The sequence below is a fragment of the Nevskia sp. genome, assembly GCF_021732705.1.
Classification (GTDB): domain Bacteria; phylum Pseudomonadota; class Gammaproteobacteria; order Nevskiales; family Nevskiaceae; genus Nevskia.
Genome location: NZ_JAKFUM010000016.1, coordinates 162,649 through 186,472, shown reverse-complemented (window position 1 = coordinate 186,472; position 23,824 = coordinate 162,649). Strand labels below are relative to the sequence as shown.

The following is a 23,824-nucleotide window of genomic DNA, read 5'->3' as shown; positions in this document are numbered from 1 at the left end:
TGGAGGCAGCAGAGCCAACCGTGGCTCGCAATCCCTGAACCGCACCATGAACGATTACGCCCCGTCGCCCACGATGACCATTTCCCGCCGCCTGATCGCGGCATCCGTGTTCGGGCTGTGCCTTATCAGCGCCGTCGGCTGCGCGGCGACCCGCACCACCGAAAGTACCGGCGAGTACTTCGACGACACCGCGATCACCACCAGCGTCAAGGCGGCGCTGCTGGCGGAAGCGGACATCAAGTCGTTCGACATCAACGTCGAGACCTTTCGCGGCGATGTCCAGCTCAGCGGCTTCGTCAACAGCCAGAACCAGATCGAACGTGCCATTGCCGTGGCCCGGCAGCAGAAGGGCGTGAAGTCGGTCAAGAACGATCTCCGGATCAAGACCAGCTAACGGTCCGTCGTCGGGCAGACGGCGGTAATTCCTGCGGGCTCCGGATCGATCTTGCCGATCGCGCCGCCGGTCCGCGGCAGGCAGGGGACGTCGATGAATCTGAATGATGGCGACGAGCGTCCGGACGAGGCCTGGCAGGCGCACATGCCGGCTCGGCCACCGGATCCGGCACCGGGCCTCGCGTCGGTGGATCGGGCCGATGCGGCCCCGGCGTCCGCGGAGCCGCCGCCGGCGACGGCGCCGCCTGCAGCGTCAGTGTCGTCAAGGCCGATGCCGAGGGCGTCGGTCGTGGTCCCGACCTGCCTGCGGCCGGACTTCCTGCTGCGCTGCCTGCATGCGCTGGTGCAGCAGGATCTGCCGAAGGAGCAGTACGAGATCATCGTCGTCGATGCCTGTGCCAGTCAGGAAACCCGCCGCATCGTCATGGCGGTGGCCCGACGCTGCAACGGCACGCCGGCGGTGCAGTACCTGATCGCCGACGATGCCTCCGGCCTTGCCGCGGCGCGCAATCGCGGCTGGATGTACGCGCGCGGTGCCGTCATCGCATTCACCGATGACGATGCCGTGCCGGACAGCGACTGGCTGCGGCAGGGCATGGCCGCGCTGACGCCGAACATCGCGGCCGTCAGCGGCGATGTCGTGGCACCGCTGCCGGTGGCGGCAGGCCATCATGAGCGTCAGGTTGCCGTCCAGCGCGAGGGCGAGTTCATGTCGGCCAACTGCTTCGTCCATCAGCGTGCGCTGTCCACGGTGGGCGGCTTCGACGAACGCTTCAGCGAGGGCTGGCGCGACGACGCCGATCTGCACTTCAGCCTGATGGAGCGCTTCGGCGGCCAATTGCGCATCCGCCACGAGCCACGCGCGCGCGTCGTCCACGCCGTGGCGCCGGCCGCATGGGGCGCGAGCCTCGCGCAGCAGCGGCAGTTGCAGTTCGATGCCCTGCTGTACCGCAAGCATCCAGGGCTGTATCGCTCGAGAATCCAGCAGCTGCCGCGCTGGGATTACTACGCGATCGTGATCGCGGCGGCGTTGGCGCTGGCGGCCGCTCCGTTCAGCGGCCTGTACACGGCCGTGATGGCGGCATCGGTCTGGAGCGTGCTGACGGTGCGCTGCTGCATCGAGCGGCTGACCGGCTCGCCGCTGACCGTGCGCCATACCGTGCAGGCCATCGGCGCAGCCGTGGCCGTTCCGCCGCTGGCGGTGTTCTGGCGGGTGGTCGGCGCGCTGCGCTATCGCAAGCTGCTGGCCTGAGCGCCGGTCCGGCCGCAGCCGGCGCGCGCGGAGGCAGGTTGATCGAACCGCGACACACCGCCGCTCACGGCAGGTGGCGCAGTTCCCACGGCGGCAGCTTCAGCTGATTGCGGTACTTCGCGACCGTGCGGCGAGCCACACAGATGCCGCTCTCGCCGAGTCTGCGCGCGACGGTGACATCCGACAGCGGGTCGTCCGGCCGTTCCGATTCGATCATCTCGCGGATCAGCGCCCGCACCGCCGTGGCCGAGCAGGTCCCGCCGGTTTCGGTGGCCAGCGTGCGCGAGAAGAAATGCCGGAACTCGTACAGGCCGCGCGGCGTGGCCATGTACTTGTTCGACGTCGCGCGCGACAGCGTCGACTCGTGCAGCCCGAGCTCATCGGCCACTTCGCGCAGCGCCAGCGGCTTCAGCGCCACTTCGCCGTACTCGAAGAACGCCCGCTGGCGAACGACGATGACCTCGGCCACGCGCTTGATCGTGACGTGGCGCTGCTCGGCGTTGCGCAGCAGCCAGCGCGCCTCCTGCAACTGATGGCGCATGCCGGGATGGCGGGCATCGTTCGAGCGCCGCAGCAGTTCGATGCAGCCCTGATTGAGCCGCGCCTTCGACAGCACCGCCGGATTGATCGCCGTGCTGAGGCCATCGGCACCATGGCTCACGAGCACGTCGGCGACGACGTAATCGGTGCGGGCATCGCGGAAATGCCCCGCCGGCCGCGGGTTCAGATGCCGGATGAGGCCGTGGGCGACGTGCAGCGCCGCGGCCGAGCAGTCGAGACGTCGCTGCAGCCCGCCGTAGTCATGCCGCGCCAGCAGTGGCAGATGCTCGCGCACCAGTGCCTGCGCCAGACGCAGGCCAGGCGTGCTCGCGGGACACGCCGCCAGCTGCAGGCCGAGGCATTCGACCAGGCTGCGCGCGGCGACGCCGACCGGGTCGAACTGCTGGACGATGGCGAGACCGATGTCGAGCTCGGCCTCGGTCAGCGGGGGCTCGCCATCATTCGGCACGGCATCGGGCAGCAGGGCTTCGCGCAGGTAGCCATCGTCGTCGAGCGTCTCGATCACGACCATCGCTGCCCGCTGCGCGCGAGGTGACAGCCGGGCGCCGGCGAGCTGTTCGTACAGATGATCGCGCAGGCTGGTCTCGGCGTGCAGGCCGTTGAACGGGTCGGGCGCCAGACCGTCGTGGCGCGGGGCACCGTCGCCATCGGCGGCGGTCAGTGCCCGCTCGTGGGCGCTGTCGGGCTCGTCGGCACCATCGCCGTGGCTGTCGCGATCATCGCCGGTGTCGGTTTCGCGCTCGGCGCGGCTGTCATCGGCATCAAGGGCCAGCGGAGTGCGATCGCTGCCGGTATCGGACGACGATCCCGCCACGGCGCGATCGAACGGCGTCAGTTCGGGCCGCGCCTCGGCCAGCGTGGAGCGGCCGTCGTCATGCGTGATGGCGGTCGAGATCTCGCTGGCGATGTCGTTCTCGCCGTTCGCCTCGTTGCCGGCGTCACCGCTGTCGCCTTCCTCGAGGAACGGATTGTCGGCGAGCTGCTGCTGCACTTCCTGCTGGAACTCGATGGCGGACATCTGCAGCAGCCGCACGGCTTGCTGCAGGCGAGGCGAGACGGTCAGCGACTGCCGGGTGGTCAGCGCAAAGGCGGGTGCGGTCATCGGTCATTCCTGTCGGATTCGCGGGCGTGCCGGCTGAGCGGCAAGGCCGGTGCCATTGCGACAAGCTATTGATGCAGAAAGCCTTGATCGCAGTCACGCCGGAACAGGCGACATGCAAACTTTCCGGATCGCGTCCGGCAGCCGTCAGGCTTACCGACATGGGCCGGGGCGGGTCCGGCGTGCAGACAAAAAAAGACCGGTGTCCGCCGGGGAAGCGGACAGCCGGTCAACAGGGATCGACGTTGGCGGCCTTCTCGCTGTGGAAGGCTCGCCGGCGGCTTCGGGGGAAGCCGCTGCGCTAACGCTTGTTGTTCATGAAGTCGTTGACCTGCTTGCGCGCCTGGTCATGGCTGATGCCGTAGCGTTCCTGCACGAGGCCGGCGAGACGGTCGACATTGCCTTCGGCCTGCGTCAGCTCGTCATCGGTGAGCTTTCCCCACAGGGTCTTGGCCTTGCCCTTGAGCTGCTTCCACTGTCCTTCGATCGTGTCTTCGTTCATGGCATCGCCTGCTGGTGGGAGTCGAGGTACTCCTCCAATGAATTCTCACGATCGATGCCTGCGCTGCGTGCTGCGGCAACGCGATCGATAAAGTTCAATCCAGACAAGGCCCTGGCACGGCCGATGGCTGCAGCGCGCGCGTCCGGCGCGACTGCGTTCGGCAAAAGCTGCGGGTAGACCGCTCCGGATTTACCGGCGCGAACGCCTGCGTGCCGCCGACGGGCGCGCGCGGCCTGCGGCCCGCGCGTCCCTCGCACCTATTCGGTCAAGCATCCCCCCCCGCAACGCGGGTACGACGGATGCGAAGCCGTTCTGCGAGCCGCGTCGCCGACGCGTTCCGGAGCCGATAGATGAATGACTGCAAGCCGAACCGTTCCTCGCCGCTGCTGCTGGCCGTGCTTGGGCTCGGCATGACCGTCGCCAGCACGGCCACGGCGGACAAGTTGCCCAAGCCTGAAGCCGCTGCCGCTGCGCCAACCGCGGTCGACAACAGCGCGATCAACCGGCGTGACCGGATGAGCCAGACCCTGACGCCGCCGAACCAGAGCGACGCGCCGGAGGACATCGAACTGGTGGCGGCACTGCGCCGGTCGGTACTGGATACACCGGGCCTGTCGGTCGATGGCCAGAACATCAAGATCATTGCCCACATGCGGCTGGTGACCCTGCGCGGCCCGGTACGCGACTACGAGGAGCGCATGAGCATCGAGCGTGCGGTCCGCCGCGTGGTCGGCGACGGCGCCATCGACAACCAGCTGCAGCCGAACTAGCGCGGCAGTGCCGGCGACCGTCGCAAGCACGCCGGACGCCGCCCGCACGGCAGCGACCGATTCCCCGAACCCCATCATCAAGGAGCCATCCATGGCCAACGCCATCTTCTGCATCGCCAAGAGTCCGGTCCAGGCCGAACGCATCGTCGACCTGCTGCGCACCACCGGCGGCGTCAACGAGAAAGACATCTCCGTGCTGTTTCCAGACCGCGACGGCAGCCGCGACTTCGCGCACGAGCACAACACCAAGGCACCGGAAGGCGCGATCACCGGGGTCGGCGCCGGTGGCCTCACCGGCGGCGTGCTCGGCCTGCTCGCGGGCATCGGCGCGCTGGCCATTCCCGGTGTCGGGCCGCTGATCGCCGCGGGCCCGATCATGGCCGCGCTCAGCGGCGTGGCGGTGGGCGCGGCCGTCGGCGGCATCGCCGGCGCCCTGATCGGCATGGGCATTCCGGAATTCGAGGCCAAGCGTTACGAGGACATGGTCAAGGGCGGCAACATCCTGATGTCGGTGCACTCGGAAACGCCCGAGCATTCGCGCCGGATCAAGGAAATCTTCCGCACCGCCGGCGCCGAGGACATCTCGACCACGCACGAATCGGCAACGGTGGACTGACCCGGACATCCGTCATCAGCTCCGCGTGACCGCGCCCAGCCGCGGTCCGCGACGTCATCAGGAGTGCCTCGATGATCGAAGACCTCACGGCGGCCGATCGCGCCGTCATCGAGATCGAAGCGGTGATCCGGATCCGGCTGCCGACGGACGCTGCCGTGCGCTTTGCGAGCCATGGCAGCCGAGCCGGGCCGGATCCGGTCGTCGTCGATTGCGTCGGGCTGTATTGCCCGTGGCCCCGGGCGACGGTGCGGTCTTCCACGGCCGTCGCGCCAGACCCTTCCCAGCAGGAGCATTCCCCCGTGACCGCAATCGGCAAGGCAGCAACCGGCAACGCGCCGTGGCATCGGTTGATCGACGAGGCGCAGACCGTCTGGGAGTCGGCGCCGGCCATCGATGGCGAATGCCGCGACAGTCGCTTCCGCCGGCTCGTGCAGCTGTTCCAGCTTCGCCGCCGGATCAGCGAAGCCGAGTCCGAGCAGCGCCTGCGCAACTTCTTCAGCCGACATTTCCCGGTGAGCGGAGCGCCGTTCCGGCGCGAATGAGCGTGTCGGCAGCAGGCCTCGCCTGCGCATGAGCCCTCTTCAGTCAGGGCCCGCGTCGATCCGTGAATGGCTCGAAGGCCTGCGCCAGCGCCTGCGGGATACGCGGCGGCTGGCCGCGAGCGATGACGATGGCGAGCAACTGCCGCTGCGGGCCGAGCTGTTCAGCCTCGAGCAGATGGAAGCGCACGGCAAGGCGCTGGCGGCGCTGCATCGGCTGTCGTCGGGCGCGCGCGGTGATCTGCTGCTGAAGCGGCTGGCATCGAACGAAGCGACGCTGCGCGAAACCGCGGCCGTGCTGGCGGAGGCGGTCAAGGCGCGGCAACGGATCGCACCCGCCGGCGAGTGGCTGCTCGACAACTTCTACCTGATCGAGGAGCAGATCCGCACGGCGCGTCAGCATCTGCCGGCGGCCTACAGCCGCGAGCTGCCGCGGCTGGCCGAGGGTCCATCCGCGAACCTGCCGCGGGTCTACGATCTGGCGCTGAACGCGATCTCGCACGGCGACGGGCGGATCGATGCCGAGATCCTCGGCCGCTTCATCACCGCGTATCAGACGCTCGAGCCGCTTGCGCTCGGCGAGCTGTGGGCGATCCCGATCATGCTGCGACTGGCGCTGATCGAGAACCTGCGTCGCGTCGGTGCCCACATCACCGCGACGCGACAGCATCTGGATCAGGCGCAGGACTGGGCCGACCGGATGATGGCGATGGCCGAAAGCGACCCGAAAAGCCTGATCCTCGTGATCGCCGACATGGCACGCTCCGATCCGCCGATGGTCAGCACCTTCGTCGCCGAACTCGCGCGCCGGCTGCAGGGCCACGGCCCGGCACTGGCCTTGCCGCTGACCTGGATCGAGCAGCGGCTGGCCGAGTCGAGCCAGACCATCGAGCAGCTGGTACTGCAGGAAAACCAGCAGCAGGCCGCCGATCAGGTGTCGATCAGCAACAGCATCGGCAGCCTGCGCCTGCTCGGCGCGCTGGACTGGCGCGTGTTCGTCGAGACCATGTCGAAGGTCGAGCAGGTGCTGCGCGAGGACAGCGATGGCCACGGCGATGGCGACTACGCCGGCATGGACTTCGCGACGCGCGACCGCTATCGCCACGCCATCGATACGCTGGCGCGCTGCAGCCCGCATGCCGAGATCGATATCGCGCGGGCCGCCGTGGCGCTGAGCCGACTGGCGCGTCGCCAGTACGGCGACGGCGATCATCGCGGGCATGTCGGCTACTACCTGATCGACCAGGGCCAGCCGCAGCTCGAACAGGCGATCCAGGCGCAGCTGCCGCCGATCGAACGGCTGCGACGGGCTGCCGCGCGTTCGCCGCTGGCGATCCACCTCGGCGTCATCGCGCTGCTGACGATGGCGGTGACCGCCGGCCTGCTCCGGGTCGCTGCGGGCGACGACGTGCCGGACTGGGCGCTGGCACTGCTGGCGGTGGTGGCACTGCTGGCCGCCAGCCAGATGGCGACGGCCCTTGCGAACTGGCTGGTCACGCTGCTGATGACGCCGCAGCGGCTGCCGCGCATGGACTATGCGCGTGGCCTGCCGCCTTCGATGCGGACGCTGGTCGTGGTGCCGTCGATGCTCGCCACGCCGGCCGGCATCGATGCGCTGCTGGAAGCGCTGGAAGTCCGCTACCTCGGCAATCGCGATGACAACCTGCATTTCGCGCTGCTGACCGATGTCGTCGATGCCGATGATGAAACAACGCCGGACGATGAAGCGCTGGTAAAGCGCGCACGCGACGGCATCCTTGCGCTGAACCAGCGTCATGCCGAGCCGGACACGACGCTCGGCGACCGCTTCCATCTGCTGCACCGGCCGCGCTTCTGGAATGCCGGCGAACGGCTGTGGATGGGCTTCGAGCGCAAGCGCGGCAAGCTGTCGGATCTGAACGCGCTGCTCCGCGGGCACGGCGAGGACCGCTTCGCCTGCATCGTCGGCGACAGCCGTCGCCTGCGCGACGTGCGCTACGTGATCACGCTCGATGCCGACACGCTGCTGCCGCGCGACACGGCGCGGCAACTGGTCGGCGCGATGGCACACCCGCTGAACCGGCCGCGCTTCGATCCACGGGCGCAGCGCGTGACCGGCGGCTACGGCATCCTGCAGCCGCGGATGGCGGCGAGCCTGTCGGCCGCACCGCGCTCGCGATATGCCGACATGGCCGGCAGCGAGCCGGGCATCGATCCGTACACGCGCTCGGTGTCCGACGTCTATCAGGATCTGTTCGGCGAAGGCTCGTTCATCGGCAAGGGCATCTACGATGTCGATGCCTTCGAGCAGGCGCTCGACGGCCGTTTCCCCGACAACCGCATCCTCAGCCACGACCTGCTGGAAGGCTGTCACGCGCGCTCCGGCCTGCTCAGCGATGTCGACCTGTTCGAGGAATACCCGGCGCGCTATCTGGCCGATGCCCGGCGGCAGCACCGGTGGATCCGCGGTGACTGGCAGATCGCCCGCTGGCTGCTGCCGAACGTGCCGGGGCCTGCCGGCACACGGCTGCACAACCCGCTGTCGGCGCTGTCGCGCTGGAAGCTCGCCGACAACCTGCGGCGCAGCCTGACCGCGCCGGCGCTGGTCGCGATGACGCTGTGCGGCTGGCGCTGGCTGCCGTATCCGGCGTTCTGGACCGCGACGGTGCTGGCGCTACCGCTGCTGCCGCTGCTGCTGGTGAGCGTCGTCGATGCGCTGCGACGCCCGGACGACGTGCGCTGGCATCGCCATCTGCCCGGCGTCGGCCGCAACGCCCGGCGCAGTCTCGAACGCGTGCTGTTCCGCGTGGCCTGCCTGCCGTTCGAGGCCGCGTACAGCCTCGACGCCATCGTCCGCACGCTGTGGCGGATGCAGGTCTCGCATCGCGGCCTGCTCGAATGGCAGATCGCCGGCGAACCCGGCGCGGCCGCTGCCGAGTCGTTGGCCACGTCGCTGGCCGGCACCTTGCGGCGCATGGCGATCGCGCCGCTGCTGGCCATCGCCGTCATCGCCGTGCTGATGCTGGCGCGTCCGGCCGCGCTGCTGGCGGCTTGGCCGATCCTCGTGCTGTGGCTGGCGGCGCCGTGGCTGGCGGCATGGCTGAGCCACCCACCGCAGCGCAGCGAAGCATCGTTGTCCGACACGCAGACGCGCTACCTGCGCCGCATCGCGCGCAAGACCTGGGCGTTCTTCGAGCGCCATGTCGGCGCCGAGGATCACCATCTGCCGCCGGACAATCATCAGCAGCATCCGGGGCCGATCACCGCGCACCGGACCTCGCCGACCAACATCGGCATGGCGCTGCTGGCCAATCTGGCGGCGCATGACTTCGGCTACGTCAGCACCGGCACGCTGCTGCGGCGCACTGCGGCCAGCTTCGCGACGCTCGCCGTGCTGCCGCGCCATCTCGGCCATTTCTACAACTGGTACGACACCCGCACGCTGGCGCCGCTGCCGCCGCGCTACATCTCGTCGGTCGACAGCGGCAATCTGGCCGGCCACCTGCTGACCCTGCGCGCCGGGCTGCTGGCGCTGCCGGATCAGCCGATGGTCGACCGCAGCGTCTACACCGGCCTGATCGACACGCTCGACCTGCTGATCGACGTCCGCACGGCGAGCCGCGACGACGACGCCATCGACACGCCGGACGGCCTTGAAAGGCTGACCGCGCTGCGCCGCACGCTGACCGCTGCCAGCCACGCCGAGAACGCCAGCCTGCGCCAGCATCTGAACTGGCTGCGGGCAATCGCGTCCGAGCGCACCGATGCCGCCGCTGCCAACGGGCTTGATCCCGAGGCGCAGCCGATGCCGGGATCGGGCGGCGATGCCGTGCGGCCGGCTTATCCCGATGCCCACGACGACGCCACGTACTGGGCCATCGCCTTCGACCGGCAGTGCCGCGATGCGCTGACCGATCTCGTGCAGTCCGCGCCCTGGCTGCTGCTGGCCGAAGCACCGGGCGGCTTCGTGGCGCTGGCCGATCTGGCGACCGTGCCGAGCAGCCGCAGCTTCCCGGCCGCCGCCGCGGACTGGTTGGCAGCGCTCGATGACCAGCGTCGGCACGAGCTGTCCGCCTACCAGCGCGGCTGGCTGTCCGAGCAGCGCGCCGCCGTGCTCGAAGGCCTCAGTCGCTGCGCCGAGCGGATCGCCGCCTGCGATCAGCTGGCGCAGCAGGCCACCGGCTTCGCGACGATGGACTACGGCTTCCTGTACGACCGCACCCGGCATCTGCTGGCGATCGGCTACAACGTCGACGAGTTCCGCCGCGATGCCAGCTACTACGATCTGCTGGCCTCGGAAGCGCGGCTGTGCAGCTTCGTCGCCATCGCGCAGGGCCAGTTGCCGCAGGAAAGCTGGTTCGCGCTCGGCCGGCTGCGCACCACCGTCGACGGCGAGCCGATCCTGGTGTCGTGGAGCGGCTCGATGTTCGAGTACCTGATGCCGATGCTGGTGATGCCGACGTATGCCGACAGTCTGCTCGACCAGACCTGCCGCGCCGCCGTCGCCCGGCAGATCGCCTACGGCGAGCAGCGCAGCCTGCCGTGGGGCGTGTCGGAATCCGGCTACAACACGGTCGATGCCGGCCTGAACTACCAGTACCACGCGTTCGGCGTGCCGGGTCTCGGGCTGAAGCGCGGGCTGGGCGACGATTCGGTGATCGCGCCGTATGCCTCGGCGCTGGCGCTGATGGTGGAACCGGAAGCGGCCTGCAGCAATCTGCAGCGGCTGTCGGCGGACGGACTGGAAGGCCGCTACGGCCTGCACGAGGCGATCGACTACACGCCGTCGCGGATGCCGCGCGGGCAAAGCCGGGTCATCGTGCAGTCGTACATGGCCCACCATCAGGGCATGAGTCTGCTGGCGATCGCGAGCCTGCTGCTGCAGCAGCCGATGCAGCGCCGCTTCGCGTCGGACCCGCAGTGTCAGGCGACCCTGCTGCTGCTGCAGGAGCGGATCCCGAAGCACGCGGTGTTTCTCGATCGCAGCGCCGATGCCGAGCAGACCTCGGTGTTCGCCGATGCCGCCGAAGCGGCGACCCAGGCCCCGTTCCCCGCTGCCACGCCGACTCCGGAAGTGCAGCTGCTGTCGAACGGCCGCTATCACGTGATGGTGACCAGCGCCGGCGGCGGCTACAGCCGCTGGAACCAGCTGGCCGTGACCCGCTGGCGCGAGGACGCGACGAGCGACGCCTGGGGTTCGTTCCTCTATCTGCGCGACATCGCCAGCGGCGATGTCTGGTCGGCCGCGCACCATCCGACCGGCCGCCGCGCCGACCGCTACGAAGCGACGTTCTCCGAAGGCCGCGCCGAGTTCCGGCGGCTCGATCACGAGATCGAGACCTACAGCGAGATCGTGGTGTCGCCGGAAGACGACATCGAGCTGAAGCGCGTGCGCATCACCAATCGCTCGCGCAGCCGCCGCACGATCGAGCTGACCAGCTATTCCGAAGCGGTGCTGGCGACCCCGGCCGCCGATGCCAGCCATACCGCGTTCTCGAACCTGTTCATGCAGACCGAGATCGTGCCGGAGCGGCAGGCGGTGCTCGGCACGCGGCGGCCGCGCTCGCTCGGCGACGCCCGGCCGTGGATGTTCCATCGACTTGCCGCGCATGGCACCGACGTGCGCGGCCTGTCGTTCGAAACCGACCGCGTCCGCTTCATCGGCCGTGGCCGCACGGTGGCGGCACCGGCCGCCATGGTCGGCGACGCAGCGCTGTCCGGCACCGCCGGGCCGGTGCTCGACCCGTGCATGGCGATCCGCTGCCGCATCGTGCTCGAAGCCGAAGCGTCGGCGACCATCGACTGGGTGTCCGGCGCCGCTGACAGCCGCGAGGCCTGCATGCTGCTGGTCGACAAGTACCAGGACCGGCACATGGCCGATCGCGTGTTCGATCTGGCCTGGACCCATGCCGGCGTCACCCGCCGCCAGATCAACGCCAGCGAGGCCGATGCCCAGCTGTATCGCAAGCTCGCCGGCTCGGTGATCTACGCCAACGCCGGCCTGCGGGCGGAGGCCGGCGTGCTGATCCAGAACCGTCGTGGCCAGTCCGGCCTGTGGGGCTATGCCATTTCTGGCGACCTGCCGATCGTGCTGCTGAAGATCGCCGATACCGCGCACATCGAACTCGCGCGGCAGCTGATCCAGTGCCATGCCTGGTGGCGGCTGAAGGGGCTGGCGGTCGATCTGGTGATCTGGAACGAGGATCACGTCAGCTATCGACAGCGGCTGCAGGATCAGATCATGGGGCTGATCGCGACCGGCATCGAAGCCCATGTCATCGACCGCCCCGGCGGCATCTACGTGCGCTCGGCCGAGCAGATTTCGAACGAGGACCGCATCCTGCTGCAGGCCGTGGCCCGCGTGATCATCGCCGATGGTCGCGGCGATCTCGGCGAGCAGGTGCATCGGCGCGCGATCGTCGATCCGCGCGTGCCGCGGCTGATCGTCAGCCGCAGCCATCGACTCGAGCCGATCGCCGAACTGCCGCCGCCGATGCCGGACCTGATCCTGTCGCATCCGCTCGGCGGCTTCAGTGCCGATGGCCGCGAGTACCGCATCGCGACCACGGCCGCACGGATGACGCCGACGCCGTGGGTCAATGTCATCGCCAATCCGCACTTCGGCACCGTGATCGCCGAAAGCGGATCGAGCTACAGCTGGAGCGAGAACGCGCACGAGTTCCGCCTGACGCCGTGGCACGACGATGCTGTGGGCGCCAGCGGCGGCGAAGCGCTGTACCTGCGCGACGAGGAAAGCGGCCATTACTGGTCGCCCACGCCGTTCCCGGTGCGCGGTGCGATGCCGTACATCGCCGCCCACGGCTTCGGCTACAGCCGCTTCGAGCACACCTGCGGCGGCATCCGCTCGGAGCTCACGGTCTATGTCGATCTCGAGGAGTCCGTGAAGTTCTCGGTGCTGAAAGTCCGCAACGGTTCCGGCCGCGCGCGGCGGCTTTCGGCCACCGGCTATGTCGAATGGGTGCTCGGCGACCTGCGCCCGAACACCGCGATGCAGGTGGTCACCGAGATCGATGCCGCGAGTGGTGCGCTGTTTGCCCGCAATGCCTACAACACCGAGTTCGAGGGCCGCATCGCGTTCTTCGATGTCGACGATGCTTCGCGCACCTTGACTGGCGATCGCGGCGAATTCCTCGGCCGCAACGGCTCGCTGCAGACCCCGGACGCCATGAGCCGCGCCCGGCTGTCCGGCCGGCTCGGCGCGGCGCTGGACCCGTGCGGCGCGATCCAGGTGCCGTTCGATCTGGCCGATGGCGAAAGCCGCGAGATCATCTTTCGCCTCGGTGCCGGCCATGATCGCGACCAGACCCGCCGGCTCGCGCAGCGCTTCCGGCGCACCGGCGCTGCGCGCAATGCCCTCGACAATGTCCACCGCTACTGGCTCCGCACGCTCGGTGCCGTGCAGGTGACCACGCCGGATGCCGCATTCAACGTGATGGCTAACGGCTGGCTGGTCTACCAGACGCTGGCCTGCCGCCTGTGGGCCCGCAGCGGCTACAGCCAGTCGGGCGGCGCCTTCGGCTTCCGCGATCAACTGCAGGACACGATGGCGCTGGTGCATGCCGAGCCGGCGCTGGTGCGCGAGCACCTGCTGCGGGCGGCGGCGCGGCAGTATCCCGAAGGCGATGTCCAGCACTGGTGGCATCCGCCGAGCGGCCGCGGTGTGCGCACGCGCTGCTCGGATGACTACCTGTGGCTGCCGCTGGCCACGGCGCGCTACGTCGGCGCGACCGCCGATACCGGCGTGCTCGACGAGCCGGTGTACTTCATCGACGGTCGTCCGCTGAATGCCGACGAAGAATCGTGCTACGACCTGCCGATACGCTCGGGCGAGCCGGAAAGCCTGTACCGGCATTGCCGGCGGGCAATCGAGCATGGCCTGCGCTTCGGCAGCCGCGGTCTGCCGCTGATGGGGTCCGGCGACTGGAACGACGGCATGAACCTCGTCGGCATCGAAGGTCACGGCGAAAGCGTCTGGCTAGGCTTCTTCCTCGTCGACGTGCTGAAGCGCTTCGCGCCGATCGCCCGCGATCATGGCGATGCCGGGTTCGGCGACCGCTGTCTGGCCGAAGCGGCAGCGCTGGCCGTGCGGCTCGACGCCGTGGCCTGGGATGGCGAGTGGTTCAAGCGCGCGTGGTTCGATGACGGCACTGCGCTCGGCTCGGCCGGCAATGACGAATGCCGGATCGATTCGGTGACGCAAAGCTGGGCGGTGCTGTCCGGTGCCGGCGAGCCGGCGCGCGTGCGAATCGCGATGGACAGTGTCGATCGCCTGCTGGTCAAGCGCGACGTGCCGGGTGGCGGGCTGGTGCAGCTGCTCGATCCGCCGTTCGACCGCTCCGGGCTGAACCCCGGCTACATCAAGGGCTATCTGCCCGGCGTGCGCGAGAACGGCGGCCAGTACACCCATGCCGCGATCTGGGCCGCGATGGCGTTTGCTGCGCAGGGCGATCAGGCGCGCGCCTGGGAACTGTTCGGCATCATCAACCCGGTGAATCACGGGCGCACGGCAGCCGATGTCGCGATCTATCGCACCGAGCCGTACGTCGTCGCAGCCGATGTCTACGCCGTGGCGCCGCATGTCGGCCGCGGGGGCTGGAGCTGGTACACCGGTTCGGCCGGCTGGCTGTACCGGCTGATGCTCGAATCGCTGCTGGGCCTGACCCGCGACGGCGACCATCTGCGGATCGCGCCATGCCTGCCGCGGCACTGGCCGCAGCTCGGCCTGCGCTATCGCCATCGCGGCAGCAGCTACCGAATCGAAATCAGCCAGCGCACCGAACCGGATGCAGTGCCGTCGATCACGGTGATGCTCGATGGTGAACGCCTGCCGCAGCCGCTGATTCCGCTGGCCGACGATCACCGCGAGCATCGGGTCACGGTCGAGATCGTGCACGGAAGCACGATGCCGATCTCGCCCCGGACCCGCGCGCAGGCAGACCCGTAGCAGCGCGGCGCTGACACAGCGGACACCTGAGCAGCTATATGCATCTCCCGATCGTCTGGACTCGATTCCAGGCGGGCCCGGCGCGCCGCACGCGAGCGTTCCCACGCCGCAGGCCGATTTGCGGTCGAAGAGCCTGCGTGCGGCTGCGTACCGATTGCCGCGCTGCGCGCCGCGCATCGTGAGCCTCCCTCCGACCGGTGCTCGCTGATGACTCTGACTGCACACTGGCCTGTCGGCGGGAATGATCGGCTGCCGATCACGGGCACCGGCCGGTGATCGAATCCGACGGCAGCCGCTCGGGTGGCCGATCGATCGTGCGCCGCCGTCCGGATGGCGGAGAGCCGCGCGGGCAGGGCCTGATGACGCGACGGCTGATCAGTCGCGATGCGCTGACCGCAGCGCTGCTGGCACTGCTGACCGCGGCGGGGCTCTATCTGTGCGGTCGCATGGCGCTGCCGTTTCTGACGCCGCTGGTCTGGGCCACGGCGCTGGCGGTGATCTTCGCGCCGATGCAGCAGCGGCTCGAACGGATGCTCGGCTCGGCCAATCGCGCGGCGCTGGCATCGGTCTTCGTCATTGGCCTGCTGGTGGTGGCGCCGGCGGCCTTCGTCGGCCAGCAGCTCGCGGTGCAAGCCATGGTCGGTGCCGCCCGCGTCGAGGCCGAAGCCGCCTCCGGACAATGGCGACAACGCTTGGCCGAACAGCCGCTGCTGGCGCGACCTGCGGCGGCGATCGAGGCCCGGATCGATCTGGCGCAGACGGTCAAGCTGCTGACCGATCGCTTCGGCAACGCGGCGGGCGCGATGGCCCGAGGCTCGGCGGTGCAGATCATCGGCCTTGGCCTCGTGTTCTACCTGCTGTTCTTCCTGCTGCGCGATCGCACGATGGTGCTCTCAGCCGTGCGGCGACTGACGCCGCTGGGCCCGCGCGACATGGACACGATGCTGCCGCGCATCGATGACTGCATTCACGCCACGGTCTACGGCACGCTCGCCGTGGCCTCGGTCCAGGGCCTGCTCGGCGGACTGATGTTCTGGGCACTCGGCCTGCCGGCCCCGCTGCTGTGGGGCGTGGTGATGATGGTGCTGGCGATCGTGCCGGTGCTCGGCGCCTTCGTGGTCTGGATTCCGGCGGCGCTGTTCCTGGTGGTCGAGAATCGCTGGGCCGCCGCGCTGGTGCTGGTGCTGTGGGGCGTGCTGGTGGTGGGCACCATCGACAACCTGCTGCGGCCGATGCTGGTCGGCGCGCGGCTGAAGCTGCACACGGTGCCGGCGTTCATCGCGATCGTCGGCGGCTTGCTCGTGTTCGGCAGCGCGGGTCTGATCCTCGGCCCGGTGATCCTGAGCGTGACCCTGGCCCTGCTCGATGTCTGGGCCCGGAACGGCAACCCGTTGCCGGCAGCCAGCCCGCATCCCGAGCCACCGCCGCGATGATCGACGCCGAAGCCCGCGAGGCGGGCGAACAGGGGCTGAGCGCCGCCGAGGCTGCGCGGCGACTGGCGACCGATGGCCCGAACGAGATCGCGTCGGCGGCCCGGCGCAGCGTGTTCCGGCTGCTGTTCGATCTGCTGCGGCAGCCGATGTTCGCGCTGCTGATCGGCGGCGGCATCGTCTACCTGCTGCTCGGTGACCGCACCGAGGCGATCCTGCTACTGGCCTTCGCATCGCTGTCGGTGACGATCACCTGGGTGCAGGAATCGCGCAGCGAAAACGTGCTCGGGGCCTTGCGCCGGCTGGCGAGCCCGCGGGCAACGGTGATCCGCGATGGCGAGCGGCAGACGATCGCCGGCCGCGACGTTGTCGTCGGCGATTGGCTGGCGCTGGGCGAGGGCGATCGCGTCGCGGCCGATGCCCGCCTGATCGACGCGCAGGATCTGCTGGTCGACGAATCGTTGCTGACCGGCGAATCGGTGCCGGTGCACAAGCGCGCGGCGACGGCGGATGACGAGGCGGTCGCGCCGAGCGCCGGTGGCGACCCAGTGCGACTGATCTTCGGCGGCACGCTGGTGGTGCGCGGCAGCGGGCGTGCCTGCGTCATCGCGACCGCCGGACGCAGCGAGCTCGGCAAGATCGGCAGCGCCATCGGCGGCATCGAAACCGGCCAGCCGCATCTGCAGCAGCAGATCGGCTGGTTCGTGCGCGATTTCGCGATCATCGGCCTGATTGCCGGCGTGCTGACGGTGCTGCTGTACGGCTGGCTGCGCGGCTCGTGGCTGCAGGCGCTTCTGGGCGGCATTGCCATCGGCATGTCGCTGCTGCCGGAAGAATTCGCGCTGGTCATGGCCGTGTTCATGGCGATGGGCGCGTGGCGCATCTCGCAGGCACGGGTGCTGACGCGCCGCGCATCGGCGATCGAGACGCTCGGCGCGACCACCGTGCTGTGCACCGACAAGACCGGCACCCTGACCGAGAACCGCATGTCGATCGCCGCCATCGTCTGCAGCGATGATGATCGCTGGCAGATCGCGACCGATGGCGCCTTGTCGCCCGGCTGTCGCGACACGCTCGAAGCGGCCCGCCTGGCCAGCGACGAGCAGCCGACGGACCCGATGGATGTCGCGCTGGCCGGCTTCATCGAACGGCAGCTGCCGTCGCGGATCGCGCCGCTGGCTGCGCGCGTCCGTCGTCATCGCCATGGTCTGCGGCCCGCGCTGATGGCGGTGACGGTCATCGTCGACGATGACACCGGCGGCGGCGCGACCGCCTTCACCAAGGGCGCGCTCGAAGCGGTCGCGTCGTTGTGCGCGCTGCCTGCCGAGCGGCTCGACGCGGCGCGCCAGCAGGCCGACGCGATGGCGGCCGCCGGCATCCGTGTGCTCGGCGTTGCCCGCGCCCGGCTGACGCCCGCGCAGGTCGCGACACCGGCCAACAGCCCGCGCGGTCTTCCGTTCGAATGGCTGGGCCTCGTCGGCTTTGCCGATCCGCTGCGCGCCAACGTGCCGGCGGCGGTGGCCGAATGCCGCGCGGCCGGCATCCGCGTGGTGATGATCACCGGTGACTACGCGGCGACCGCGATCGCGATTGCCAGCCAGGCCGGCATTGACGCCGGTCGCGTGCTGTCCGGTGCCGAGATCGAGGCGATGTCCGACGTCGAACTCCGGCAGGCGCTGGCCGATACCGCGGTCTTCGCCCGCATCCGGCCGAACCAGAAGCTGCGGCTGGTGCAATGCCTGAAGGCCGCCGGCGCAGTCGTGGCGATGACCGGCGATGGCGTCAACGACGCGCCGGCGATCAAGGCGGCGGACATCGGCATCGCGATGGGCGGACGTGGCACCGATGTCGCGCGTGAAGCCGCCGCGCTGGTGCTGCTCGACGACGACTTCGGCTCGGTGGTGAAGACGATCCGGCTCGGCCGGCGCATCTACGACAACCTGCGCAAGGCGATCGAATACATCGTGGCCGTCCACATCCCGATTGCCGGGCTGGCGCTGCTGCCGCTGCTGCTCGGTCTGCCGTTGATGCTGACGCCGATCCACATCGCTTTCCTCGAGATGCTGATCGATCCGGCGTGTTCGGTGGTGTTCGAGGCCGAGGGCGAGGAGGACAACGTCATGACCCGCCCGCCGCGCGATCCGGGCAACGCCCTGCTGCTGCGGGAGCGCATCGTCTGGGCGGTGATGCAGGGCGGCGTGGTGCTGGCCGTGCTGGCGGCGCTGCTGGTCGGCGCGTCCCGTGCCGGACTGGACGAAGCCACGATCCGCGCGCTGGTGTTCACCGTGCTGGTGCTGGCGAATCTCGGGCTGATTCTCGTCAACCGCTCGTTCGGCGCGTCGCTGATCGAGGCGCTGCTTCGGCCGAACCGGGCGCTGCGCTGGCTTGGCGTGGCGGTGCTGGCGATGCTCGGCGTCTCGCTGGCGGTGCCGGCGGTGCGCGAGCTGTTCCGTTTCGCGCCGCTGAGTCCGGTGCAACTGGCGCTGGCGCTGGCCTGCGGCACGGGTCTGCTGGTGCTGCTGGAAACGATGAAGGCCGGCTGGTTCCGCAGCCGGCCTTCGTTCACGCAGTCGCCCGGTTGAGCAGGCGCCGATCGGGCACTGATCGTTGGCGGATCAGAACGAGTACTTGACGTTGGTCTGCACGAAGTCGCGATCGCGCAGCAGGTTCTGCTGGCCGCCGCCGAAGAACATCGTGTAGCCCACTTCGAAGCTCAGGCTCTGGCCGTAGCGCATCTGCATCAGCGGCGTCAGCGTGCGGCGGTCGCGCACGAAGTTGGTCAGCGGCGTCGGCGTGATGCCGGCGACATCGTGCTGCCAGACCACCGTCGGCTGGAAGATCAGCTGGCCGACGAGGAAGTTGTTGTAGGTCGGCCGCAGCAGCACGCGGTAACCCCAGCTCATCTTGGTCGGGAAGCTCGCCGGGTCCTGCACCGGCAGGCCCAGCGCCGTCGCCGTCGGCCGGTCGCCCGGCAGATAGGCGGCCGGGCCTTCGTAGTACAGGCCATCCGGCGACTGGCTGGGCAGCCCGTGCACGTAGGTGTAGCCGACTTCGGCGAGCAGCAGCAGATCGTCGTAGCCGAACATCCTGTTCGGCGCGAACAGCTGGGTGATGCTGACATTGCCCTGGCTGACATTGCTGCGCCGGTAGCCACGGATGTACTTGTTGCCGAGCGAATCACCGGGAATCGGGTCGATCTGGCTCGGCTGGCCCAGGCCGGTCAGCAGCAGTTCCACCGCCTGCAGCTGCAGCGGCTGCCGATGCTTGAAGCTGTACTCGCCCTGCAGCGCGAAGCCGAACGGGATCAGCGTGTTGAACGAGGCACCGACCATCTCGATGCCTTTCGGATACTCGCTGAAGTAGTTGGCATCGCTTGCCGGCGAGCTCGGCGTGGCCCGGGATGTTCCGCTGAACAGCGGCAGACGGCTGTGATAGCGGGTGGCGTAGAACGTTAGATCGGTGTTGTGGAGCGCTGGCACGTAGGCGTGCAGCGCCGCGCCGTACTGGCCACCCGAGCCGGGCGTGCGGTCGGCCGCGCGCGGCACGCTGTTGCCGAACGGCACGCAGGTTGGCGCGCCGGCCGGCAGGCCGGCGCACGACGAACCGGCGACGGCGTTCTCGCCGGCGCGGCCGAAGTCGATGTAGGCGCGGGTGCCGCCGATGCCGGCGAAGTCGTTGCTGCCGAAATAGCTGCCGGAGGCATGGATGTTCGTCCGCTGCCAGCCGATCTGGTAGAAGCCGTCGAGGCTCACGTTCGGGAACAGCGTGGTGCTGGCGAAGATCATCGGCACCGGCACGGTGATCTCGTTCAGCTCGAAGCCCGGCGTGGTCAGGCGATTGGCATCGAACGACACGAGGCTGTTCAGGCCGTTCTGGATGAACGTCGACTCGCCCCAGTTCAGGATCTGGCGGCCGACTTTCAGGGTCAGTTCGTGATCGAGCACCGAGAAATTGCCGTAGGCGAAGGCATCGAGAATGCTCGCGCGCGAGCCGTTGTGGCTCTTCACCGCCTTGCGCTTCGCGGCCAGTTCCGACAGCGGCGCTTCCGTGCCCGGGCCGTAGTCGGATTCGTCGAACAGGTTCTTGCCGGCGACGGTGGGGTTGGTGAACGCCAGCGAGCGGACGAAGAAGCCGTAGTCCTCGTATTTCACGCTGAGGTCGGTCTTCAGCTGCAGGATGCTGGACGTGATGGTGCCCTTGCGGAAGTTCAGGTTGCCGTCGTCCTCGTTGATCGAATACGCGGTGCCGCCGTTGGCGATGCCGATCAGGCGCGGATCGGCGCCTTCGACCCGCATGGCGGCGCCGGCGGTCACGGCGTTGTCGACGGTGATGCGGACGTCGCGCCATTCGGTGGTCCAGGCCGAGGCGGTGGTGCAGGACGGGATCGCCGACGCGATCAGCGTGCGGCGCAAGACGGGAACGAGTGGGGCGGTCATGGCCGGGCTTCCAGATTCGTGGGGATCGAGGGCGGAGGTCGGGGCGCGGCTCATGGGCAGGTGCCTCCGACCGGCAGCGCGGTGCCGTTGGTCGCGAGGAAGCTCGCGGTCTGACGCTGCATCTCGCAGGTCACCGCCGCGTTGACGTTGCCGCCGCTCGGATCGAGGATCGAACCGTGGTTGCCCTGCGTGAAGCGGGCGACGAGGCCGAGGCTGGCGCCGGTGATCGGCGCCTGCGCGGCAAGCGGAATGGTCAGTGGGCCGACGGTCGTCAGGCCCATCGTCCGTACCAGCGGATCGGTGCCGGACAGGAAGCCCGCGATCAGCACGCGATCGGCCGCGGCGTTGTTGCTGCAGGTGAGCCCGGTCGGTGCCGACGTGCAGTTCGACGGCACGGCGTTCGGCACCACGGTGTCGTTCTGCACTTCGATCAGGTAGATCGGGTGGGCGGCACGCGCGGCCACCGCGTAGTTCTGCGGATCGCCGGAATCGACCAGGGTCTGGGCGAAGCGGAGGAAGGTTTCGTAGTCATCCGTGCCTTCGCGCACGCCGGACGCCTGCAGGCCGGCGGCGATGCGCGGCCCGAACGACGCCGAACCATCGAGCAGCTTGCCGATGCCGCCACCCGGGTTGGCGAGTGCCGCGGCATTGGTGTTGCTGCTGACGCCGAGGAAGGTGGTGCCGACGATCGCGCCGAGCGAATGTCCGAAGAAGCGGATCTGCGTGGTGTCGATGTCGCCCGCGTTGTCGCCGTCGAGATCGAGCCCGGCCAGCGTCTTTTCGAGGGTCAGCAGGTCGGACACCGCCTGCCGGATGTTGTCTCGGCTGGTGACGAGGCTCGGCAGGTTGATGAACCAGCTGCCCGAGGTGTCGGCGCGGCCATCCGGTCCGGCGGCGCCGGTGGCGTTGCTCTGCAGGTCCAGATCGAAGGTCCGCTCGCCGGTCTGCAGGGCTGCGGCCGGCGAACCGGCGAACAGGCCGTTGCGATACAGCGGATCGGTCGGCTGCGGCAGCAGCGGGTCCGGCGGGGCGACACCGTGCAGCGGCAGGTCGATCGCCACGGCCACGAAGCCGGCCTGCGCCAGCGTGTCGGCGACGGCGAGCAGGTCCGCGCGGTTGCGGGTGATGCCGTGCTGGAAGATGACCACCGGCCAGCCAGTGACCGGGCGGACGCGACCGCTGGCCGGGCTGGGCACGGTGACCAGCACCGGGATGGTCTCGGTCGTTGCCGTGGCGATGTCGACGGCCGGGAAGCAGCCGGTGGTACTCGGGCTTGGACTCAGGCCCAGACCGGCGGCCGGCGTGAACGCGGCGCAGGGCACGGGCTGTGCCGACAACTGCGTTGGCGCGAACACGCCCGGATCCGGACGCGTCGGATCCGCGCGCCAATAGCCGGTCAGCGGCGCCTGCGACTGCGGATTGGCCGGCGTGCCGGCGTTGTTCAGGTAGTACGGCACGGTGGTGATGCCGGCATACAGGCTGGCCAGCCCGAAGCCGCCGACGGCCTGCGTGGTCAGACCGGTCGGCACTGCCCGGATCACGCCCGGTGTGGCGCGCGCCGCGACCGAGCGCAGGGTCCTGTCGATCGACTGCGTGGTGAAGCTCCACGCGATGATCACCTGTTCCTCGGTCAGTCCCGCGCCACCCTGCGCCGGTGGCGCGGTCAGCACCTGCACCAGCGGCCGGATCAGCTGGCTGCGCACCGCTTCCAGCGTGGTGCGCTGCGCCGGCGTCAATGCCGCGGCGAAGTTGCCGGTCTGCGAGGCCACCGGTGTCGCGCTGCGCACGGCGCGGAAGTAGTCGCTGGCGACGATCGGCAGGCCATCGCGGCTCTGGATCGCCGGCGTCAGCGCCACGATGTAGGTCGTCGACGGCGCCAGCGGCTTCAGCGGCTCGATCAGGATGCGCGTGCGTTCCAGATTCAGCGGCACGCCATCGCTGCCGATCGCGGTCGAGGTCTGCACCGTGTAGTCGCTGCCGTAGACCAGCGGCTGGCCGGTGCGGCCATTGATCACCAGCAGGCCGCGGGGCACGGTCGCGAAATCGATGAAGCCGGCGAAGTCGGTGAAGATCGAGGCGGTGGTCGAGAAGCCGTCCTGCAGGTTGGCCGAGACCACCAGCGCATTCGCCGGGTTGGCCGGATTGGCGGCGTCCGGCAGCGGGATGTTCAGCGTCGGCGTCGGGCTGTTGGCGAACAGGCCGTCGAACGGGAACGGGATGATCGCGCTGCCCGGCGTGGCGGTGTTGCTGACGCCGGTTGGATCGAACAGCGAGAACGCGGATGACGGACTGGCCAGCAGGCCGCCGTCACCGCCATTGCCGCTGCCGCAACCGGCGAGCAGCGCCGTGGCGGACAGCGCGGCGGACAGGATGACGAACAGACGGGAACGGACCATCGGGCGCACGGTCGAGCGCATGGGAACCTCCTCCAGGGTGTGAAGCGCGCCGTGGCGTCGCCTCGTTCTTATGAATGACTGCGTGCTATTCGTCAATGGGACCATCCCACTCGAGTACCGGGTGCTCCGTGCGCCAGCACACGTAGCAGCGGCCCTGCTGCGCGCTGCCGTACAGACCGGGCGCTGTCGGCGGGCGAGGCTGCAGTGCGCACAACGTCATCCGGCCGTCGGCCGGCGCGGCGTGCGCCTGCAAGGAGCACGCGATGTCGACCCTGATCACCGGCAACTTCCAGAACGCGGAACAGGTGCGCCTGGCGCTGGCTGAACTCGATGGCGCCGGCTTCGCGCGCACGGGCACGGCGTCGCTCGTCGTCGCCGGTCTGCCGCCGGCCCAGCCGGCGACGGCGGAAGAATCGCCGTCGGCAACCGCAGCGCCACCGGCAACGACGACGGTCGAACAGCTCGAATCGCCCGGCGACGATCCGGCCGCCGGCGGTGCACTGTCCGGCGCGGCGATCGGCGGTGCGGTCGGCATTGCCGCCGGCCTGCTGACAGTGCCGTTCCTCGGTCCCGGTGCGGCCGTCGCCGGTGCGGGAGCCGGTGCCTACGTCGGCTCGCTGGTCGGTGCCTTGAACAAGCTCGGCGATCCCGCCGACCCGGATCATCGCGACGAGCAGCAGACACCGCCCAGCAGCCTGCAGCGCCAGCCCGGCACCTTGATCGCCGTGACCGCCAGCGACGCCGCATGGCAGCTATCGGCGATCCGCATCCTGCAGGCGCATGGGGCCACGGACATCGATGCCGCCGAAGGCATCATCGATGCCGGGCAGTGGATCGATTTCGACGCGACGGCGCCGTTGCGGCGGGTCAACGGCTGACGCCGCTC

13 protein-coding genes are annotated in these 23,824 nt (G+C 69.4%); 9 read left to right on the top strand and 4 right to left on the bottom strand.

From position 1 onward, the window contains the following. Positions 1 to 73 precede the first annotated feature (73 nt). Positions 74 to 394, top strand: coding sequence for a BON domain-containing protein (locus QZ951_RS17280; RefSeq protein WP_366943976.1), 321 nt, complete (start codon positions 74 to 76; stop codon positions 392 to 394). 93 nt (positions 395 to 487) lie between these two features. Next, positions 488 to 1,645 (top strand): glycosyltransferase, encoded by a 1,158-nt coding sequence (locus tag QZ951_RS17275; protein ID WP_293002866.1) that lies wholly within the window; start codon positions 488 to 490, stop codon positions 1,643 to 1,645. Positions 1,646 to 1,709: 64 nt separating this feature from the next. On the opposite strand, the gene rpoN is transcribed toward QZ951_RS17275, so the two are convergent. Together rpoN and QZ951_RS17265 are read right to left on the bottom strand one after the other, a co-directional pair. Then, complete coding sequence (rpoN, locus tag QZ951_RS17270; RefSeq protein WP_293002864.1) at positions 1,710 to 3,308, bottom strand: RNA polymerase factor sigma-54; 1,599 nt, start codon at positions 3,306 to 3,308, stop codon at positions 1,710 to 1,712. A gap of 298 nt (positions 3,309 to 3,606) precedes the next feature. Then, a complete protein-coding gene (locus QZ951_RS17265; RefSeq protein WP_293002862.1) occupies positions 3,607 to 3,807 on the bottom strand; it encodes a CsbD family protein in 201 nt (66 codons plus the stop codon). A 350-nt stretch (positions 3,808 to 4,157) separates the two neighbouring features. Here QZ951_RS17265 and QZ951_RS17260 point away from each other — a divergent pair, with 350 nt between their 5' ends. The 6 genes from QZ951_RS17260 (at position 4,158) to QZ951_RS17235 (ending at position 18,688) form a co-directional block, all read left to right on the top strand. Continuing rightward, the gene (locus QZ951_RS17260; RefSeq protein WP_293002860.1) at positions 4,158 to 4,577 is read left to right on the top strand and encodes a BON domain-containing protein; all 420 of its coding nucleotides are present in this window, start codon (positions 4,158 to 4,160) and stop codon (positions 4,575 to 4,577) included. 91 nt (positions 4,578 to 4,668) lie between these two features. Then, positions 4,669 to 5,193, top strand: coding sequence for a hypothetical protein (locus QZ951_RS17255; RefSeq protein WP_293002858.1), 525 nt, complete (start codon positions 4,669 to 4,671; stop codon positions 5,191 to 5,193). Between the two features lie 71 nt (positions 5,194 to 5,264). Beyond that, positions 5,265 to 5,735: a hypothetical protein gene (locus tag QZ951_RS17250; protein WP_293002856.1), complete on the top strand. Its 471-nt coding sequence runs from the start codon at positions 5,265 to 5,267 to the stop codon at positions 5,733 to 5,735. Between the two features lie 28 nt (positions 5,736 to 5,763). Further along, the gene (locus QZ951_RS17245) at positions 5,764 to 14,676 is read left to right on the top strand and encodes a glycoside hydrolase family 94 protein (RefSeq protein ID WP_293002854.1); all 8,913 of its coding nucleotides are present in this window, start codon (positions 5,764 to 5,766) and stop codon (positions 14,674 to 14,676) included. A 272-nt stretch (positions 14,677 to 14,948) separates the two neighbouring features. Next, positions 14,949 to 16,109 carry an AI-2E family transporter gene (locus QZ951_RS17240; RefSeq protein WP_293002852.1) on the top strand — a complete coding sequence of 387 codons (1,161 nt, stop codon included), beginning with the start codon at positions 14,949 to 14,951 and terminating at the stop codon, positions 16,107 to 16,109. Next, positions 16,106 to 18,688, top strand: a complete 2,583-nt coding sequence (locus QZ951_RS17235; protein WP_293002850.1) for a cation-translocating P-type ATPase — start codon at positions 16,106 to 16,108, stop codon at positions 18,686 to 18,688. Before QZ951_RS17240 ends, QZ951_RS17235 begins: the two co-directional genes overlap by 4 nt. A gap of 33 nt (positions 18,689 to 18,721) precedes the next feature. Here QZ951_RS17235 and QZ951_RS17230 read toward each other — a convergent pair whose 3' ends face one another. Together QZ951_RS17230 and QZ951_RS17225 are read right to left on the bottom strand one after the other, a co-directional pair. After that, the gene (locus tag QZ951_RS17230; protein WP_293002848.1) at positions 18,722 to 20,542 is read right to left on the bottom strand and encodes a DUF1302 domain-containing protein; all 1,821 of its coding nucleotides are present in this window, start codon (positions 20,540 to 20,542) and stop codon (positions 18,722 to 18,724) included. Positions 20,543 to 20,592: 50 nt separating this feature from the next. Then, complete coding sequence (locus QZ951_RS17225) at positions 20,593 to 22,959, bottom strand: hypothetical protein (protein ID WP_293002846.1); 2,367 nt, start codon at positions 22,957 to 22,959, stop codon at positions 20,593 to 20,595. Between the two features lie 242 nt (positions 22,960 to 23,201). On the opposite strand from QZ951_RS17225, the gene QZ951_RS17220 reads away from it, so the two are divergent. After that, positions 23,202 to 23,816 (top strand): hypothetical protein, encoded by a 615-nt coding sequence (locus tag QZ951_RS17220; RefSeq protein ID WP_293002844.1) that lies wholly within the window; start codon positions 23,202 to 23,204, stop codon positions 23,814 to 23,816. The last annotated feature ends 8 nt before the right edge of the window (positions 23,817 to 23,824 follow it).

Bases quoted from the DNA above. Each gene is read 5' to 3' on its own strand.
- QZ951_RS17280 (WP_366943976.1), top strand. From the start codon at position 74: ATGACCATTTCCCGCCGCCTGATCGCGGCATCCGTGTTCGGGCTGTGC.
- QZ951_RS17275 (WP_293002866.1), top strand. From the start codon at position 488: ATGAATCTGAATGATGGCGACGAGCGTCCGGACGAGGCCTGGCAGGCG.
- rpoN (WP_293002864.1), bottom strand. From the start codon at position 3,308: ATGACCGCACCCGCCTTTGCGCTGACCACCCGGCAGTCGCTGACCGTC.
- QZ951_RS17265 (WP_293002862.1), bottom strand. From the start codon at position 3,807: ATGAACGAAGACACGATCGAAGGACAGTGGAAGCAGCTCAAGGGCAAG.
- QZ951_RS17260 (WP_293002860.1), top strand. From the start codon at position 4,158: ATGAATGACTGCAAGCCGAACCGTTCCTCGCCGCTGCTGCTGGCCGTG.
- QZ951_RS17255 (WP_293002858.1), top strand. From the start codon at position 4,669: ATGGCCAACGCCATCTTCTGCATCGCCAAGAGTCCGGTCCAGGCCGAA.
- QZ951_RS17250 (WP_293002856.1), top strand. From the start codon at position 5,265: ATGATCGAAGACCTCACGGCGGCCGATCGCGCCGTCATCGAGATCGAA.
- QZ951_RS17245 (WP_293002854.1), top strand. From the start codon at position 5,764: ATGAGCCCTCTTCAGTCAGGGCCCGCGTCGATCCGTGAATGGCTCGAA.
- QZ951_RS17235 (WP_293002850.1), top strand. From the start codon at position 16,106: ATGATCGACGCCGAAGCCCGCGAGGCGGGCGAACAGGGGCTGAGCGCC.
- QZ951_RS17230 (WP_293002848.1), bottom strand. From the start codon at position 20,542: ATGACCGCCCCACTCGTTCCCGTCTTGCGCCGCACGCTGATCGCGTCG.
- QZ951_RS17225 (WP_293002846.1), bottom strand. From the start codon at position 22,959: ATGCGCTCGACCGTGCGCCCGATGGTCCGTTCCCGTCTGTTCGTCATC.
- QZ951_RS17220 (WP_293002844.1), top strand. From the start codon at position 23,202: ATGTCGACCCTGATCACCGGCAACTTCCAGAACGCGGAACAGGTGCGC.